This window comes from Pseudomonas sp. McL0111, assembly GCF_052567255.1.
In genome coordinates, this window is record NZ_CP199585.1 from 2,402,678 (window position 1) to 2,420,117 (window position 17,440).

17 protein-coding genes are annotated in these 17,440 nt (G+C 60.9%); 9 read left to right on the top strand and 8 right to left on the bottom strand.

Going from position 1 to position 17,440, the window contains the following annotated elements; genetic code table 11:
- Nucleotides 1-63: 63 nt before the first annotated feature.
- Together ACTWLJ_RS10935 and ACTWLJ_RS10940 are read right to left on the bottom strand one after the other, a co-directional pair.
- Nucleotides 64-1,143, bottom strand: coding sequence for an endonuclease/exonuclease/phosphatase family protein (locus tag ACTWLJ_RS10935; RefSeq protein ID WP_445180815.1), 1,080 nt, complete (start codon nucleotides 1,141-1,143; stop codon nucleotides 64-66).
- Nucleotides 1,144-1,218: 75 nt separating this feature from the next.
- Nucleotides 1,219-1,893, bottom strand: a complete 675-nt coding sequence (locus ACTWLJ_RS10940) for a YciC family protein (RefSeq protein ID WP_445180816.1) — start codon at nucleotides 1,891-1,893, stop codon at nucleotides 1,219-1,221.
- 178 nt (nucleotides 1,894-2,071) lie between these two features.
- On the opposite strand from ACTWLJ_RS10940, the gene ACTWLJ_RS10945 reads away from it, so the two are divergent.
- The 5 genes from ACTWLJ_RS10945 to ACTWLJ_RS10965 all read left to right on the top strand — a co-directional run bounded on the left by ACTWLJ_RS10945 (nucleotide 2,072) and on the right by ACTWLJ_RS10965 (nucleotide 6,790).
- Nucleotides 2,072-2,845, top strand: a complete 774-nt coding sequence (locus tag ACTWLJ_RS10945) for a DUF2076 domain-containing protein (RefSeq protein ID WP_445180817.1) — start codon at nucleotides 2,072-2,074, stop codon at nucleotides 2,843-2,845.
- Nucleotides 2,846-3,104: 259 nt separating this feature from the next.
- On the top strand, nucleotides 3,105-3,584 hold the full coding sequence (locus tag ACTWLJ_RS10950) for a LabA-like NYN domain-containing protein (protein WP_016986151.1): 480 nt from the start codon (nucleotides 3,105-3,107) through the stop codon (nucleotides 3,582-3,584).
- A 41-nt stretch (nucleotides 3,585-3,625) separates the two neighbouring features.
- Entirely contained in the window at nucleotides 3,626-4,231 is a 606-nt protein-coding gene (locus ACTWLJ_RS10955; protein ID WP_445180818.1) for a 3'-5' exonuclease, read from the top strand.
- 229 nt (nucleotides 4,232-4,460) lie between these two features.
- Entirely contained in the window at nucleotides 4,461-5,387 is a 927-nt protein-coding gene (gene yedA / locus ACTWLJ_RS10960; protein WP_445180819.1) for a drug/metabolite exporter YedA, read from the top strand.
- A 65-nt stretch (nucleotides 5,388-5,452) separates the two neighbouring features.
- Nucleotides 5,453-6,790 (top strand): DEAD/DEAH box helicase, encoded by a 1,338-nt coding sequence (locus ACTWLJ_RS10965; protein ID WP_401214319.1) that lies wholly within the window; start codon nucleotides 5,453-5,455, stop codon nucleotides 6,788-6,790.
- Nucleotides 6,791-6,880: 90 nt separating this feature from the next.
- Here ACTWLJ_RS10965 and ACTWLJ_RS10970 read toward each other — a convergent pair whose 3' ends face one another.
- Nucleotides 6,881-8,122, bottom strand: a complete 1,242-nt coding sequence (locus ACTWLJ_RS10970; protein WP_445180820.1) for a TIGR03862 family flavoprotein — start codon at nucleotides 8,120-8,122, stop codon at nucleotides 6,881-6,883.
- 283 nt (nucleotides 8,123-8,405) lie between these two features.
- Entirely contained in the window at nucleotides 8,406-9,326 is a 921-nt protein-coding gene (locus ACTWLJ_RS10975; protein ID WP_445180821.1) for a histone deacetylase family protein, read from the bottom strand.
- A 96-nt stretch (nucleotides 9,327-9,422) separates the two neighbouring features.
- Here ACTWLJ_RS10975 and ACTWLJ_RS10980 point away from each other — a divergent pair, with 96 nt between their 5' ends.
- The 3 genes from ACTWLJ_RS10980 (at nucleotide 9,423) to ACTWLJ_RS10990 (ending at nucleotide 11,557) form a co-directional block, all read left to right on the top strand.
- Nucleotides 9,423-9,992, top strand: a complete 570-nt coding sequence (locus ACTWLJ_RS10980; RefSeq protein WP_401214326.1) for a GNAT family N-acetyltransferase — start codon at nucleotides 9,423-9,425, stop codon at nucleotides 9,990-9,992.
- A 105-nt stretch (nucleotides 9,993-10,097) separates the two neighbouring features.
- Nucleotides 10,098-10,967: an acyl-CoA thioesterase II gene (gene tesB / locus ACTWLJ_RS10985; RefSeq protein WP_401214328.1), complete on the top strand. Its 870-nt coding sequence runs from the start codon at nucleotides 10,098-10,100 to the stop codon at nucleotides 10,965-10,967.
- Nucleotides 10,964-11,557, top strand: a complete 594-nt coding sequence (locus ACTWLJ_RS10990; RefSeq protein ID WP_445180822.1) for an HAD family hydrolase — start codon at nucleotides 10,964-10,966, stop codon at nucleotides 11,555-11,557. The genes tesB and ACTWLJ_RS10990 overlap by 4 nt, the downstream gene beginning before the upstream one ends.
- Nucleotides 11,558-11,695: 138 nt before the next feature.
- Here the strand turns inward: ACTWLJ_RS10990 and ACTWLJ_RS10995 are convergent, their stop codons facing one another.
- The 4 genes from ACTWLJ_RS10995 to ACTWLJ_RS11010 form a co-directional block, all read right to left on the bottom strand.
- Nucleotides 11,696-12,649, bottom strand: coding sequence for an alpha/beta fold hydrolase (locus ACTWLJ_RS10995; protein WP_445180823.1), 954 nt, complete (start codon nucleotides 12,647-12,649; stop codon nucleotides 11,696-11,698).
- Nucleotides 12,650-13,540 carry a KPN_02809 family neutral zinc metallopeptidase gene (gene ypfJ / locus ACTWLJ_RS11000; protein ID WP_401214336.1) on the bottom strand — a complete coding sequence of 297 codons (891 nt, stop codon included), beginning with the start codon at nucleotides 13,538-13,540 and terminating at the stop codon, nucleotides 12,650-12,652. It lies immediately after the preceding gene.
- A 184-nt stretch (nucleotides 13,541-13,724) separates the two neighbouring features.
- Complete coding sequence (locus tag ACTWLJ_RS11005) at nucleotides 13,725-14,558, bottom strand: aldo/keto reductase (protein WP_445180824.1); 834 nt, start codon at nucleotides 14,556-14,558, stop codon at nucleotides 13,725-13,727.
- On the bottom strand, nucleotides 14,542-16,287 hold the full coding sequence (locus tag ACTWLJ_RS11010; RefSeq protein WP_445180825.1) for an FAD-dependent oxidoreductase: 1,746 nt from the start codon (nucleotides 16,285-16,287) through the stop codon (nucleotides 14,542-14,544). The genes ACTWLJ_RS11005 and ACTWLJ_RS11010 overlap by 17 nt, the downstream gene beginning before the upstream one ends.
- A gap of 177 nt (nucleotides 16,288-16,464) precedes the next feature.
- Here ACTWLJ_RS11010 and ACTWLJ_RS11015 point away from each other — a divergent pair, with 177 nt between their 5' ends.
- Nucleotides 16,465-17,241: an IclR family transcriptional regulator gene (locus ACTWLJ_RS11015; protein ID WP_445180826.1), complete on the top strand. Its 777-nt coding sequence runs from the start codon at nucleotides 16,465-16,467 to the stop codon at nucleotides 17,239-17,241.
- Nucleotides 17,242-17,440: the final 199 nt, after the last annotated feature.

The window sequence follows — 17,440 nt, forward strand, 5'->3', positions numbered from 1 at the left end:
ATCAATTCGAAGGCTAGAGCATGGTTCAAGCGGGTTAGTTCCGCATTTTTATCGCTGCCGGCCCTATGGCGCCACCGGCAGCAGGAACCGCGCAATCACCGGCAAATGATCGGAGATGCGCAACGTATCGTCCTGCCGCACCATCGCTTCCATCCGTTTGATCTTCGGGCTGTAGAACAGATAGTCGACCGTACGATCCGGGCCGTTGAGGCCGGGGTCGTTGGGGTAGTGGGTCAGCCACCGGGCGCGGTCGATACCGCTGGCTTCGTTGTTGGTCGGGATCATCGGGTACTTGTCCCACAGCAGATGCAGTGCGCTGTCGGCGGAGTAGGGCGTGCGCTGCTCGGCGGGTAAACGTCGGTACTGGCCCAGCGGCAGCAGGTTGAAGTCGCCACCGATCAGCCATGGCATGCCCTGACTCTCATACTTGTCGAGCACCTTGGCCACGGCGGTTACCTGCGCCTGCAAGGTGTCGTCGGGTTGACTGGCGCGATCCAGATGGGTGTTGAACACCGTCAGTTGCCCGCCGTCGCTGAGCGGCAATTTAACCGCGAGCAGAGCATCCTTCGGCTGGAACTGGCGGCTGATGAAATTGGCTGGCGCTACCGGCAATTGCAGGCGTTCGGCGTGTTCGATGCGGTAGCGGCTCAACGTCGCCAGTTGTCGGCCCACGCTGCCGAAGACGTGCGGATCGGGGACGAAATCAGCCTTCCAGTCGAACGCATGCGCGCTGCACGGATACAGGTCGGCGACGCGCTCCTGCAACAGCTTGAGCTGATCCTGATAGTCACTGGCCTTGGCGCCGTCATCCAGCTCCTGAATCAACACCAGATCGGGCTGCTCGTCGCGGATCACTCGCGCCACTTCATCGAGGCTGAAGGCCATGTCTTCCAGAGTCGGCGCTTCGTCGGTGCCCTGCGCCAGATCATTCCAGAACACGTAACGCTTGCCAGCCAGATACTGGACGTTCCAGGTCATGACTTTCAGCGCTTGCCCGGGCACCAGCGTCGGCGGCTGACCGGTGCAACTGACTGGCAGGGTTTCGCGGGCGTCGGGGCGCCAGGTGACGGTGAGAATCAGCCCGCCGATCAGGACGATGGCGAACAGTACGATCAGCAGGGTGTAGCGCAGTAGACGGGGCATGGCTCGACTTATAGCGTTACAAAAGTGGCCCTGAGCATACCGGACTGAGAAGCCAGCGCCCAAGGCCAATAACAATCAGACCGTTCCTTCGCGGTTGTCGGGCGATTCGCTGATCAGCATGAACAGGCGGAACAGCACCACACTGGTGAACAGTTGCAGGAAACTGTGGCCACTGTCGATCAGCACCGCGATCAGCGGATTCTGCGGCTCGGGATACACCGCCAGGGTTGCGCCCTTGAGCAGCCACAGCGGCCCCATCACGCAGAGGATGCACAACAGAATCTTCCAGAAATGCCCACGGGTCAGGCGCAGGCTTTGCTTCATCGCCTGCAACGGGCCGAGGCCGCGCAGCACCAGCAGGTATTCGCCGAACGCCAAAGTGACCATCAGCCACAGCCCCGGCAGGAAATACAGCGACAGGCCGAGCAGGATCAGCAAGGTATTGAGCGCGGTGAGCACGGCGAAACGCGGCCACAGTCTGACGGACAGCGCCAGCAGATCGCGGTTGCGCGGCGTTTCGCCGTTGGTGCGGGCGTCCAGCAACAGGATCAGCGCGGCGGTATACAGCGGATAAACCAGCAGACCGACGACCACGCTGATCGCCGAGAAATTCTCCGGCCCGGTGGCGTGGTCGACCACCTGTTGCAGGAACGCTTCGAAAATCACCAGCGGCAGGCACAGCCGGACGATCTGGCCCAGATTGCGTTTGAAGAAATAGAGAGAGTCGCGCAGTACATCCAAGGCATTCATCGGTCGGTATCGCAGGTCGAAAACAGTGGCTCACTTTAACCGATGATGCGTGGCGGGGCGCAAACGTAAACGTTCGGTAAAGGTCATTGAAACATTCTGTCACTGCCTCCATTACAGACAGGTACCGTGTCCAGCGTGGACAAGGGCAACGTTATCCCCGGCAATCTACGAGGTCGCCATGAACAGCGAAGAGCAAACCCTGATCGATGGACTGTTTTCCCGCCTGCAACAGGCCGAAACGGAAGCAGCCCCGCGCGACGCCCTGGCGGAGGCGCGGATCAAGGAACACCTGACGCGCCAACCGGCGGCAGGTTATTTCATGACCCAGGCGATTCTGGTGCAAGAGGCGGCCATCAAAAGCCTCGATGAACAGAACAAACAACTGACCCAGCAAGTCCAGCAATTGCAGGCCGACCTGCAAGCGGCCAAGGCTCAGGGCGCAGCACCTGCACCGAGCGGCGGTGGTTTCCTGTCCAGCATCTTTGGCAGCAATCCGCGTCCGGCGCCAACCCAGAGTGCACCGACCCAGAGCGCACCGGCATCCACCGGAGGCTGGCGCGAACCGGCACCGCAGCAGAACTACGCGGCGCCCGCCCCACAACAGAACTTCGGCGCAGCGCCGCCCAACTATGCCCCGCAACAAGCAGCCCCGGCTGCCGGCAGCAGCTTCCTCGGTGGCGCGCTGAAAACCGCAGCCGGTGTGGCCGGTGGCGTGATGCTGGCGCAAGGCATCAGCAGCTTGTTCAGCCATAACCAGCAGCAGCCGCAAGAAGTCGTTGAGGTAATCAAGGAAGAGCCGGCGCAAGTTGCAGATCAGGGCAACAACGGCTGGAACGACGATCAGCGTGTGGCAGGCAACGACACTTACAACAATGATCAGGGCGGGCTCAGCGACGCGGACTACAGCGATGACAACTCATCGTTCTTCGATGATGACGATTCCTTCGTCTGACCCACATCTCTGAAGTTCACGCTAACACCGTGGCGAGGGGATTTATCCCCGTTGGGCAGCGAAGCGGACCCGGGTTTTGGGACTGCTGCGCAGTCCAACGGGGATAAATCCCCTCGCCACATTCACCGCTTGTCAGGGATACCTTGGCGCCTGCCGGTGATTATTCGCGTCACCTTCCTCCTCACTGGCATACTGAGCGCCTTTTTCGGGCCATGCGCCTGATCCCGCTACGTGCGCTTGCGCGCCCACAGGAACTCCGGTGAAAAAAATCGCAGTGTTCGCCGACGTGCAGAACCTCTACTACACCGTGCGTCAGGCTTATGGTTGCCATTTCAACTATGCGGCGCTGTGGGCGGACATCAGCAAGGACGGGCAGATCGTCGAGGCCTACGCCTACGCGATTGATCGCGGCGACAGCAAACAGCAGCAGTTTCAACAGATCCTGCGCAACCTCGGCTTCACCGTGAAGCTCAAGCCTTACATCCAGCGCAGCGATGGTTCGGCCAAAGGTGACTGGGACGTCGGCATCACCCTCGACATCATGGACGCCGCCGATCACGTCGACGAAGTAGTGCTGGCCTCCGGTGACGGTGATTTCGACATGCTGCTGGAACGCATCATCAGCAAACACGGGGTGCAAGCCGTGGCTTACGGCGTCCCCGGCCTGACCGCCAACTCGCTGATCCGCGCCGCCAGTCGATACGTGCCGATCGAAGGCGCACTGCTGCTGAAGAATTGAGCAGCTACTGAAAAATTGATTTGGACGGAGTACCACCCGGTTTGGAACGCATTGCAGTCATCGACTTTGAAACCACCGGCATCTCGCCGAGCAGCAGTTGCCGGGCCACGGAAATCGCCGTGGTCATGCTGGAAAACGGCCGCATCGTCGAGCGTTACCAGAGCCTGATGAACGCCGGCGTACGCGTCCCGGCCTTCATCGAGCAACTGACCGGCATCAGCAACGCCATGCTGCGCACCGCGCCATCGGCTGAGCAGGTGATGAACGAGGTCAACGAATTCGTCGGCTGCACGCCATTACTGGCGCACAACGCCGCGTTCGACCAGAAGTTCTGGGACTTTGAACTGGGCCGAATCAAACGCACCCGGTTGCAGAACTTTGCCTGTTCGCTGCTGCTGGCCCGCCGGCTAATGCCGGCAGCGCCGAACCACAAACTCGGCACCCTCACTACTTTTGCCCGTCTGCCGCACACCGGCCAGGCTCACCGGGCGATGGCTGATGCGGAGATGGCGGCCAACCTGATGGCGCACTTGGCTGAACAGCTTCGCCAAAAGCATGGGGTGCGTGAGCTGTCCCATGACCTGCTGTGCAAATTGCAGAAAGTCCCAGCCGCGAAAGTCGTCGAACACCTCCAGCGCTATCGTTGATCCCGAGTAGTAACCCTTGTAGGAGCCAGCCTGCTGGCGATTGCGGCGTGTCATTCAACATCGTTGTTGGCTGAATCACCGAATCGCCAGCAGGCTGACTCCCACAATGGACATGAACTGGCTCGTTTATCAAAAGTGTACCGGCGCGATAAACCGGTTTTGTTCCTTATGTTCAGTCTGCGGCTTTTCTAGAATACCCAGTCCACTGCCTTGATGCCGAGTTGCTCCCATGTCTGGTCTGCGCCGTTTTCCCTTACCGTTGATCGCCGCGTTTTTTGCGCTGTATGTGATTTGGGGGTCGACCTATCTGGTGATCCGCATCGGCGTCGAATACTGGCCGCCATTGATGCTCGGCGGTGCGCGTTTTGTCATTGCAGGCACGTTGATGTACGCGTTCCTGCGCTGGCGCGGGGCTCCGGCGCCGACGTGGGCGCAGTGGAAAGCGGCGGGGATGATCGGGATTCTGTTGCTCAGTTTCGGTAACGGCGCGGTGAGCGTGGCTGAACACTCGGGCGTTGCCTCCGGGGTCGCGGCGCTGGCGGTGGCGACGGTGCCGCTGTTTACGTTGCTCTGTGGCTATTTCTGGGGCGCGCGTAATACCCGCCTCGAATGGGCCGGGGTGGTGCTGGGGATTATTGGTATCGCGATGCTCAACATGGGCTCGAATCTGCAATCCAGTCCTACCGGCGCAGCCCTGCTGATTTTCGCTGCGGCGGCGTGGGCCTTCGGTTCGGTGTGGAGCAAACATCTGCCGCTGCCTGCGGGCGCGATGGCCAGTGCCGTGGAAATGTTGGTTGGCGGCGCGGTGCTGCTGATCGGCAGCGCGCTCAGTGGCGAACACCTGCAAGCCATGCCGCCGCTGGAAGGCTGGCTGGCGCTGGCGTACCTGATCGGTTTCGGCTCTATCATCGCTTTCAATGCTTATATGTACCTGCTCAAGCATGTGCGCCCGGCCGCGGCCACCAGTTATGCCTACGTCAATCCGGCGGTGGCGGTGTTGCTGGGGATCGTGTTTGTCGGCGAGACCATCGGTATCGAGGAAGCATTGGCGATGCTGGTGATCATCAGCGCCGTGGTGCTGATCGGTCTGCCGCAGTGGCGACGGGCGAAGCCGCCGGTTGTGACGGCCATGCCGACAGAATCCCGTGTGAATTAGGGTAAACTGCGCGGCATTGCACACTTGTTTTGCACAACCGCGCTGAATTTTCCTACGGTAATCCCATGACTTTCGCCACCCTTGGCCTGATCGAACCCTTGCTGCGCTCCCTCGAGAAGCTCGGCTACCAGACCCCGACGCCGGTTCAGGCGCAAGCCATTCCGGCGGTGCTGGCCGGTCGTGACCTGATGGCTGCGGCCCAGACCGGTACCGGCAAGACTGCCGGTTTCGCCTTGCCGCTGTTGCAGTTGCTGTCCATGGAAGGGCCGAAAGTCGCCGCCAATTCGGTGCGTGCACTGATTCTGGTACCGACCCGCGAACTGGCCGAGCAGGTTCACGAAGCCGTGCGCGAGTACGCGGAAAACCTGCCATTGCGCACTTACGCGGTGTACGGCGGCGTCAGCATCAACCCGCAGATGATGAAGCTGCGCGGCGGCGTCGATGTGCTGGTCGCCACGCCTGGGCGTTTGCTCGACCTGTTCCGGCAGAAGGCGCTGAAGTTCAACCAGTTGCAAACGCTGGTGCTGGACGAAGCCGACCGCATGCTCGACCTGGGCTTCTCCGAAGAACTGTCGAATATCTACCGCGTACTGCCAAAGCAGCGTCAGACACTGCTGTTTTCCGCAACTTTCTCCGATGACATTCGCCTGCTGGCGGGGCAGATGCTCAACGATCCGCTGAGCATCGAAGTCAGCCCGCGTAACGTCGCTGCCAGCACCGTCAAGCAGTGGATCGTGACGGTGGACAAGAAGCGCAAGGCTGAACTGTTCGTGCATCTGATGCGCAAGGGCAAATGGAAGCAGGTGCTGGTGTTCGCCAAGACCCGTAACGGCGTCGATGCACTGGTGGAAAAACTTCAGGGTCTGGGCATCAACGCTGACGGTATTCACGGTGATAAACCGCAAGCCACGCGTCAGCGCGCACTGGATCGTTTCAAGCTCAGCGAAGTACAGATTCTGGTCGCCACCGATGTTGCCGCCCGTGGTCTGGATATCGAAGACCTGCCATTGGTGGTCAACTTCGATCTGCCGATCGTGGCCGAGGATTACATCCACCGCATCGGTCGGACTGGCCGTGCGGGCGCCACCGGCGAAGCGATTTCGCTGGTGTGTGCCGATGAAGTGAACATGCTGTCGGCCATCGAGATGCTCACGCGTCAGACCTTGAAGCGTGAGAACGAGCCGGACTTCGAGCCTGAGCACCGCGTGCCGGATACCGATGCCAGCGGTCAGGTCGTGAAGAAGCCGAAGAAACCGAAAAAGCCGAAAACTTCCGGTGGTGGCGGCAAGCGCAATTTGGGCAAATGGGTGGACACCGGCGAGACGCAGGCGCCAGAGCCTTCGGTCAAGCCTGTGCGCAAAGTGCCAGTGTTCAACACTGGGCCGCGCAAGCGTAAGCCTTAACAGTCGCGGCGCCTGCCAGACTGCTATCGCGAGCAGGCTCACTCCTACAAGGGCGCGATCCCTGTAGGAGTGAGCCTGCTCGCGATTGATTCAGCCGGAGTGTTTGAGCCACTCGACCATCCCCAATCCCGCCGCCCGTCCGCTGGCAAAACATCCGGTCAGTAGATACCCGCCCGTCGGCGCCTCCCAGTCCAGCATTTCCCCCGCGCAGAACACCCCCGGCAATGCCTTGAGCATCAGCCGCTCATCCATCGCCTCGAACGTCACGCCACCGGCACTGCTGATTGCCTCGTCCAATGGCCGGGTTTTCACCAAGGTCAGCGGCAAGGTCTTGATTGCCCGGGCTAGCAATGCCGGATCGGCAAAGGTCTCGGCGGATGTCAGTTCACGTAGTAGCGCCGCTTTTACTCCGTCGATGCCGATCTGGCTGTGCAGGTGTTTGGCCAACGAGCGCGATCCACGCGGTTTGCTCAGCGCCGCCTGAATTTTATCCACAGGCTTGCCGGGCAGCAGATCGATATGAATCACCGCCGCGCCGTACTGGTTGATCGCCTCGCGAATCGGCGCCGACAGTGCATAAATCAAACTGCCTTCGATGCCGGTCGCGGTGATCACGCATTCGCCCAGTCGCGGGATGTCGTCGTTCAAGCCGATGGCGATATTTTTCAGCGGCGCGCCAGCGAATTTGCTGACCATCAAATCGCTCCAGGCCTGCACCTCGAAGCCGCAATTACTTGGCTGCAACGGCGCAAGTCCTACACCGCGTTTCTCCAGTGCGAGCATCCACGCACCATCGGAACCCAGCCGCGCCCAACTACCGCCGCCGAGGGCAAGCAGGGTGGCGTCGGGGTTGAGGGTCTTTTCGCCGTCCGGGCTGTCGATGCGCAGTGCGCCGCTGTCATTCCAGCCGAGCCAGCGATGGCGGGTGTGGATAACTACGCCGCTGTCACGCAGACGCTTGAGCCAGGCGCGCAGCAGCGGGGCGGCTTTCATGTCGGTAGGGAACACCCGGCCCGAGCTGCCGATGAAGGTTTCAATGCCCAGGTCGTGAATCCATCGACACAGCGCATCGGCATCGAAGCCGCGCAGCAGCGGGGCGATGTGTGGCGCCCGTTCGGCGTAGCGCGAGAGGAAGGCCGGATACGCTTCGGAGTGGGTGATGTTCATGCCGCCGACGCCAGCGAGCAGGAACTTGCGGCCCACCGAGGGCATGCCGTCGTACAGGTCGACCCGGATTCCGGCCTGGCTCAGTACTTCGGCGGCCATCAGGCCAGCGGGGCCACCGCCGATGATGGCGACGTGAGCGGGGAGGGTGGTGGAAGTCTGGGTCATGGCGTGCGCTGCGGTATGGCGGGATAAGGCGCGCATTCTAACAGCCGACCGCTAGACCTGTGGGAGCTGGCTTGCCAGCGATTGCGGTGGATCAGTGGCAATTATGCTGGCTGATACGCCGCCATCGCTGGCAAGCCAGCTCCCACAGGGAATGATGGTGGATTCAGGTGTTGGTTAAAAAATGACCAGCGCGCTGTACGCTACAGCCTGCAGGGCCTGTAGTCCCTTTCACTCAGGTTATCCACAGGCAGTTCCACAGGCATTGTGGGTAACGCGGCACATTTCAATGACAGCCGTATGACTCCCAGACCCGCTGCGCACTGTGATGCAGGATGCCGTGGCGGCGGGCGAGGGCGTGGCGATCCTTGCTGTAGCCGCCGCCGATTACCCCAACCACCGGGATGTCGCGGCCCAGGCAATGGCGCATCACGCTTTCATCGCGGGCGGCGACGCCTTCGTCGGTCAGTTGCAGATAACCGAGCGCATCGTCCTTGTGTACATCGACCCCGGCGTCGTACAGCACCAGATCCGGCTGATACAGCGGCAGTAAATAGTTGAGCGCATCATCCACGACGTTCAGGTAATCGGCATCGCCCATGCCTTTGGGCAGCGGAATGTCCCAGTCACTTTCGGCCTTGCGTGCAGGAAAGTTCTTCTCGCAGTGCAGGGAAACGGTAATCGCCTCCGGGGTGTCGTGCAGAATCCGTGCAGTGCCGTCGCCTTGATGCACGTCGCAATCGAAGATCAGCACCCGGTTGACCCGGCCGCTTTGCAGCATGAATTGGCTGATGATCGCCAGATCATTGAAGATGCAGAATCCGGCCGGATAGTCGTAATGAGCGTGATGAGTGCCACCGGCCAGGTGACAGGCCAAACCGTGTTCCAGAGCTTTTTCCGCCGCCAGCAATGAGCCGCCGACCGCCCGTACCGTACGTTGCGCCAGCGCCTGATTCCACGGCAGGCCAAGGCGCCGCTGGTCTTCGCGCGACAACTCGCCGCTCATGTAGCGTTCGATATAACTGCGGTCATGAGCGAGCGCGAGGATATCGTTGGGGCAGATCTGCGGGCGCAGCAGGTCGGCGTCACGGGTCAGGCCGCTGTCGATCAGGTGATCGCGCAGCAAGCGGAACTTGTCCATGGGGAAGCGGTGATCCGCCGGAAACTCGGGGCTGTAGTCTTCGTGGTAGATCAGCGGTACGGGCATGGCGATTTCATCTGAGAACGTAGAAATGGGAATTCAGGACAGAGCGAACGATCCTACCAGCGATGTAGACTGGCGACATGGAAACGGAGGGACACGATGGAGCCGATACTCGAACTGGAAAGCGCGCGACTGCTGATGCGCCAGTGGCAGGACGAGGATTTGCCGGAATTTGCGGCGATGTGTGCCGATCCGCAAGTCATGCGTTACTTTCCGGCACCGCTGAGCCGACTGGAAAGTGCCGCGCTCATTGGCCGGGTGCGCGGGCATTTTGCCGAGCACGGTTTCGGTTTGTGGGCACTTCAGCGCAAGGACAGCGGCGAATTCATCGGTTTCACCGGTCTGGGTGTGGTCGGTTTTGACGCACCTTTCACTCCGGCAGTGGAAATCGGCTGGCGTCTGGCCAAGGAACATTGGGGCCTGGGTTACGCCAGCGAAGCGGCATGGACCGCTCTGCGCTGCGGCTTTGACCGGTTGTCGTTGAAACAGATCGTGGCCTTCACTGCGCAATCCAATCTGCCGTCGGAAAAAGTCATGCAGGCCATCGGCATGCATCACGATCCGGCGAATGACTTCGACCACCCGAAAGTCGCCGTCGATCACCCGTTACGTCGACATGTGCTGTATCGCATCACCAGGGAGCAGTGGCTGCAAACCTTGCATGGCTAAGCCGACACGGACGTTTACAATGGCGCGAAAGTGGCTCGCGCCAGAACCTGAATTGCCTGCCGCAGCCAAGACTGCGCGGCACTGCTTTGTGTGAGGAGAGTCTGAATGAGCCAAGTGTTGGAAGATCTGGTCGACCTGCTGACCCTGGAACCGATCGAAGAAAACCTGTTCCGTGGCCGTAGCCAGGATCTGGGTTTCCGTCAGTTGTTCGGTGGTCAGGTACTCGGCCAGTCGCTGTCGGCGGCCAGTCAGACGGTCGAAGAGGATCGCCATGTGCACTCGATGCACGGTTATTTCCTGCGCCCGGGCGATGCCAAGTTGCCGGTGGTTTATTCGGTTGATCGCGTGCGTGACGGCGGCAGTTTCAGCACCCGTCGGGTGACGGCGATCCAGAAGGGCAACCCGATTTTCACCTGCAGCGCCTCGTTTCAATACGACGAAGAAGGTTTCCAGCACCAGACCCCGATGCCGCAAGTGGTCGGCCCGGAAAACCTGCCGTCGGAGCTGGAACTGACCCAGCAACGTGCGCACCTGATCCCCGAGCACATGCGTGAAAAACTGCTGTGCCCGAAACCGATCGAAGTGCGCCCGGTCACCGAAAAAGACCCGTACAACCCACAGCCGGCCGATCCGGTGAAATACGTGTGGTTCCGTGCCGACGGCGCATTGGCCGACATTCCGGCGCTGCATAAATACTTGCTGGCGTACGCCTCGGACTTCGGTCTGCTGACCACCTCGATGCTGCCTCACGGCAAATCGGTGTGGCAGAAAGACATGCAGGTCGCCAGCCTCGATCACGCGTTGTGGTTCCACAACGATCTGCGCGCCGATGACTGGTTGCTCTACGCGATGGACAGCCCTTGGGCCGGTAACTCCCGTGGTTTCTCCCGTGGCAGCGTGTACAACCGCGCCGGGCAACTGGTGGCGTCAGTGACCCAGGAAGGCTTGATCCGTCATCGCAAGGACTGGGCATGAGTCTGGCGGACGTGCGGAACTGGGTGTTCGACATGGACGGCACCCTGACCGTGGCGGTGCATGACTTCGCAGCGATTCGCGTGGCACTGGCGATCCCGCCCGAAGACGACATCCTGACGCACCTCGCTGCACTGCCGGCTGATGAAGCGGCAGCCAAGCATGCGTGGTTGCTGGAGCATGAACGCGATCTGGCGCTGGGCTCGAAACCGGCCGCTGGTGCGGTGGAACTGGTTCGGGATCTGCACGAGCGCGGTTATCGCCTCGGCATCCTCACCCGCAATGCCCGCGAACTGGCGCATGTGACGCTGGAGGCGATCGGTCTGGCTGACTGCTTCGCGGTGGACGATGTGCTGGGCCGCGATGAAGCGCCGCCGAAGCCGCATCCCGGTGGACTGTTGAAGTTGGCAGAGGCGTGGAATGTGCCGACCGGCGAGATGGTGATGGTCGGTGATTACCGCTTTGATCTGGATTGCGGTCGGGCGGCGGGGACGCGCACGGTGCTGGTGAATTTGCCGGATAACCCGTGGCCGGAGCTGACTGACTGGCATGCGCAGGATTGTGTCGAGTTGCGGCGGATGCTTTCTGCTTAAGAGCTTCGTCGTTTGAAAGGGCCTCATCGCGGGCAAGCCCGCTCCCACAGGTTTAGTGGCGTTCGCAGATGCTGTGTACGACACGCTCACTGTGGGAGCGGGCTTGCCCGCGATGACGTCAGATCCGTCACTGCATAATCATTGATCGAACAACGCTTTCTGCCCCTCCGGCGAATTCAGCATCCCGTCGCCGTTATGCCCAACCCCGGGCACTTCGATCAGGCGCTGGTTCACCCCTTCCGGATGACGGCGCAGCAAGTAACTGAAGAACATCTTCCCACGCTCCAGTCGATACGCGCCCTGCGCCTCGGCGGCGCAGCTCTTGTCCAGCGCCGGATGCTGCGGATCAATATCCTGCTGGCCCAACAGATAAATCACCTCGCGCTTGGTGTAACTGCCTTCAAGCTGCATTGGCGTTTGCCCGCCGGAATACACCGGCATGTCGGTCAGACCGTACTTCCACCGATTGAAATTCAGGCATTGCGCGTGATCGAACGCCACTGGCCGCTGTTCATTGAAATAGGCGTAGGACGACGGGTTGGCCACCACGTATCGTAGGCGAATACCGTTGGCCTTGAGTGCCGGTTGATCCTTGGCGAGCAGGGCATAACGCTGCACCACTTGTCCGCCACCGGAGTGACCGAAGATCACGATCTGCTTCACGTCCGGAAACTGTTTGCGGTCGCTGACCCGGGCAACGATTTCGTCCAGCGCAGCGTAGGAACTCAGCGGATTCGGTCCGGTGGACAAGCCGCCGCCCATCCACTCGTTGCCTTTCCAGCGCAACAGCGTGTTCGGCAGCGAATACAGCGAAACATCGCTTTCGTTGAGGAATTGCGGAGCGATCACCAGCGTGTGCGCGGTCTGTCCCGCCTGCTCGGTCGCCCGTTCGGCGCTCTTGCGGTAGGTCTCGGCATTGCGCAAGCGGCCATGAATGACGATCAGCACGCGCTCGATTTTCTCGGGCGCCGGGCCGATGCCGACAGCCATTTCGCCAGCCTTGAATTGCAAGCGTCCGGCGCTGATCGCGTCGACGCCGGCCGCGTGAGCGCTGCCGCCGATGATCAGTAAAACCAACAACCACTTATGCATTTACAGGTTTTTCGCGGCAAAGGTATCGCACTGGCCGACCTGGCCCTGGGCGAATCCGGTTTTGAACCAGCGCACCCTTTGCGCCGACGTACCGTGGGTAAACGAGTCCGGCACCACACGGCCCTGACCCTGTTGCTGCAAGCGATCATCACCGATGGCGTTGGCGGCGTTCAAGGCTTCTTCGATATCGCCCGGCTCCAGCCAGTTCAGACGCTTCTGCGCGTGATAGGCCCAGACCCCGGCGAGGCAGTCAGCCTGCAATTCCTGACGCACCAGCAAACCGCCGTCGCCCTGCATCTGCCGACCTTGCTGACGGGCAGCCTGAATTTTCGCGGAAACCCCGAGCAAGGTCTGCACGTGGTGTCCGACTTCGTGCGCGATCACGTAGGCCTGGGCGAAGTCGCCGGCAGCCTTGAAGCGCTGGCTCATCTCCTGGAAGAACGCCATGTCCAGATAGACTTTCTGATCCGCCGGGCAGTAGAACGGTCCCGTGGCCGAAGTCGCCAGACCGCAAGCCGAGTTGACCCGGTTGCTGAACAGCACCAGCGTCGGGTCCTTATATTGACGACCGGCCTGCTGGAAAATCGCGCCCCAGGTGTCTTCGGTATCGCCGAGGATCGAGCGCACGAACTCGGCCTGTTCGTCATTGGCTGGTGGTGCCTGACGGGTTTGACTGCTCGGCGCGGGCTGGTTGGACACTTGGCCGGTGAGCTGGCCGAGGATCTGCAATGGATCTTGACCGGTGATCCAACCGATGCCGACTATCAGCAGGATCGCTCCGAGACTCAGGCCTTTGCCGCCACCGAAACGCATCCCGCCACCACCACCGCCGGTATCGTCCCCACGTGCATCGACGACGTTGTCACTGCGTCGGCCTTTTTTCCATAGCATGTGGGAATCCTCTGTTTAAGCTTGAGCGTGGTGATGAGTGTTGCTGGTGTGTGAGTGTGGCGCCAGTCCGGTCGTCCGTCTATTCGCGCAGACACAAACAGGCCCGGCCTCGGTGTGCCGAGGTCGGGCCTGTTATTGACGAGCAAGCGCCGGACTAATTCAATCCGGTGGCAAACTTTTGCTTTCAGCGGTCGAACGCGTCCCACACCGGGGCGAAGTCCGGGCTGACCTGGCGTTGGTTTTTCGGCAGCGCTGCAATCAGTGCGCGGTCCTCATCATCCAGCTCGACTTTCAACGAAGCGAGATTCGCCAGTTGATTGGCTTTGCTGCTGGCTTTGGGAATCGCCGCGACATTAGGCTGATCGAGCAACCACTTCAGCGCGATCTGGGTCGGCAGTACACCGTGCTTTTGGGCGATCTGCTGCAGTTGCGGCACGTCCGAGACCTTGTTGCGCGCGAGCGGTGTGTAGGCCGTCAGCGCCAGATCGTGTTGGCGGGCGTAATCGAGCAGGGCGTTTTGGCCGAGCAGGACGTGGTATTCGACCTGAATCGCTGACAGCGCAATGCCATATTCCTCGACGACTTTACGCAGCAACGGCAGCGGAAAATTCGCCACGCCGATGTTGCGTGCCAGCCCTTGTTCCTTGAACTCGGCCAGTGTTTCGAGGGTGCGTGGCAGGTCCCAGTCAGTGGTCGGCCAGTGGATCATGAACAGGTCGACGTAATCGCTGCGCAAGGCTTTGAGGCTGCGTTGCAGGGAGTGGCGCATGGCGTCGGGCTGCAGTTGATCCCACCAGACTTTGGTGGTCAGGTGAATCGCTTCGCGGGGCGTCGGACTGTTCACCAGTGCTTGTCCGACGGCGTCCTCGTTGTTGTAGGCCGCCGCCGTGTCGATGTGCCGATAGCCCAACTCCAACGCTTGCTCAACGGCGCGGGTGCATTCGTCGTCGAGCATCGGCCAGGTGCCGAGGCCGAGTTTCGGCATGTGCAAACCTTGAGCGTTAACGATGTGCTGCATGGTCGATCTCCTGTTCGAAAGCTGTAACGCCGGCAATGTGCCGGGCGGCGATGTAGCCGAAAGTCAGCGCCGGGCCGATATTGATCCCGCCCGCCGGATAGTGGCCGCCCATGATGCTGGCCATGTCACCGCCAGCAGCGTAGAGGCCGGCGATGGGTTGCTGGTCGGCGCCGAGTACTTGGGCGTGCGGGTTGACCTTGAGTCCGGCAAATGTGCCGAAGCAGCCCGGTTGCACTTTTACCGCGTAGAACGGGCCGTCTTCTATCGGCGCCACACAAGGGTTGGGCTGCTGCGCCGGGTCGCCCTGTTTGCGGTTGTACGGAGTTGCGCCACGACCGAATGCCGGGTCTTCGCCATGTCGAGCATGGTGGTTGTAGTGATCGAAGGTGGCACGCAAACCCTTTGGGTCGATGCCGCAAGCAACGGCCAATTCTTCCAGGCTGTTACCGGTTTTCAGATAGCCGCTGCGGATAAAACCTGCCACCGGAACCGGAAACGGCCGAGACATGCCGAGACCATAACGCCGTTGAAAAGCACGGGTGCAGATCAGCCACGACGCTACTTCTTCACCTTCCGGCGCGGCAGCAACCATGGCGCTGACGTAGTCGTAGTAACCGTTGGCCTCGTTGACGAAGCGCTGACCATTGCTTAACACACCGATGATCCCGGGTTTGCCGCGCTCGATGATGTGTGGGAAATGGCCGATGCTGCCGTCCGAATGTGGAACCTGCGATACCGGCGCCCAGGCCACCGGCGAAGCGACATCGGTATTGACCTGACCGCCAGCACTTTCGCCCAGTCGCAAGCCATCGCCATTCACCGCCAGTGGTGGTAATGCCCAATGCTCATGACCGGTCGGAGTGCGCGGAAACAGCGCCTTGCGCCGCTCGATGTCATGAGCAAATCCGCCAGCGGCGAGCACCACGGCTTTGCGCGCCTGAATACGGATCGGGCCTTTGGCGGTGCTGATCTGCGCGCCGCAAACGCGTCCGTCTTCGCGCAGCAATTCAGTCACTGGCGCCGACTCCCATAGCAGTACGCCGAGGTCTTCGGTGGACTTGGCCAGCCGTGCCACCAATGCCACGCCGTTGACCAGTTGCATCGCCCGACCATGGATGGCGAGGTCGAGCAGATGCCGAGTGAAACGCCGGGTCACGTGCCACGCCGCCGGCAATGAACGGGTCAGATTGAGAAACGCCGAAAGATCTGCGCCGGCCATGATCGGCATGCCCATGAACGAAGTTTCGCGCAGGGTTGTACGAAGGCGCTTCAGCAACTTGCCGACGTTTCGCCCGTCGTAAGGCGCGGCGATGACCGAGCGCCCGCCCGTGCCGGCCCCCGGCGTATCGCCATGGATGTCGGCAATCGCATTGCCGTCGGCAAATTGCAGGGCGGTGTGCTGTTCGAAGAACGCGACCATGGGTGGGCCATTTTCAAGGAAGGCATCGATCATCGCCGAGTCGTAGTGTTCGCCCAACTCATGGCGCAGGTAGGTGCGCGGTTGTTCGATGGCTTCGACAATGCCGGCACGGGTGGCCAGCGGATTACGCGGCACCCAGGCCCAGCCACCGGACCAGGCGGTGGCGCCGCCGAACACCGGGTCCTTTTCGACGACGATCACTTTCAAGCCATGCCACGCTGCGGTAACGGCTGCCGACAGACCGGCAGCGCCGGAGCCGACGATCAGCACATCGCAATCCACGTCGGGCAGTGCAGGTTTGGCAGGCATCAAAAGCGTCTCCGGCTTCAAGCTATTTTTGGAATTTGATTCCAGAAAATATCCAATATGAATCGCGCTCGGCAAGCCGTCATATTGCAAAGCGGGCGGTTATCGGACATCCGGTTCCAGATTTCGCATTCCTCAAGATGTCTTCTAGAATCGGCAAAATTTCACTTGGATGTCCCCATGGCCGGCAGTCAGATCGAACGGGTTTTCAGCGTGCTGGAAAGCCTCATCAGTGAGCCGCACGGGCTGCCGATGCAGACCCTCGCCGAGCAACTGCAAATCCCCAAAAGTGCGACTCACCGGTTGCTCGCCGAGCTGATTCGCCTGGGTTATGTGCGGCAGAATCCAGAAACGCTGCGCTATCACTTGTCGACCAAACTGGTGGCGATGGGTTTCCGTTATCTGTCGGGCAGCGGCGCCGATATTGTTCAGCCAGTGCTGGATCGACTGGCCCGTGAAACCGGTGAGCTGGTGCGTCTGGGCGTGATCGATGGCGAGCGTCAGACCTGGATTGCCAAGTCTCAGGGCGCGCGGACTGGCCTGCGTTATGACCCCGACATGGGCCGCGATGCGCCGTTGTTCTACACCGCGTCGGGCCATGCGTGGCTGGCATGCATGAGCGATGCCGAGGCGTTGTCGCTGGTCGAACGGCAGGCGGCAGAGGTGCCGGTAGGCGTCGGGCCGAATGCGCCGCGCTCCAATATTGAGCTGCTGGAACGCCTGCGACTTGCGCGCGAGCAGGGTTATGCGTGTGTCGAGGAGAGTTCGGCGGTGGGCACTTCGGCGATTGCGGCGGTGGTCAAACACCCCGGCGATGGTCGGGTGATTGGTGTGCTGAGCATTGCCGGGCCAAGTGCACGGATGCCCGGCGCGCGGTTGCATGAACTGGCGCCGCTGCTGCTGGAGTTTGCCGAGGAGTTGTCGGCGGCGAGTCAGGCTTCGGAGCTGTTCATTTAATCTGAAACACATCCCCTGTGGGAGCGAGCTTGCTCGCGAATGCGGTGTATCAGTTACGGCAAAGTTGACTGAAACGACGCCTTCGCGAGCAAGCTCGCTCCCACAGTTGTTTTGTGTGTGTTCAGGAAGTTGTGCGGTGTTCGCACACTATCAATAGCGACATCTGTGAGAATCTGGAATCGAGTTCTAAATTGTTGAT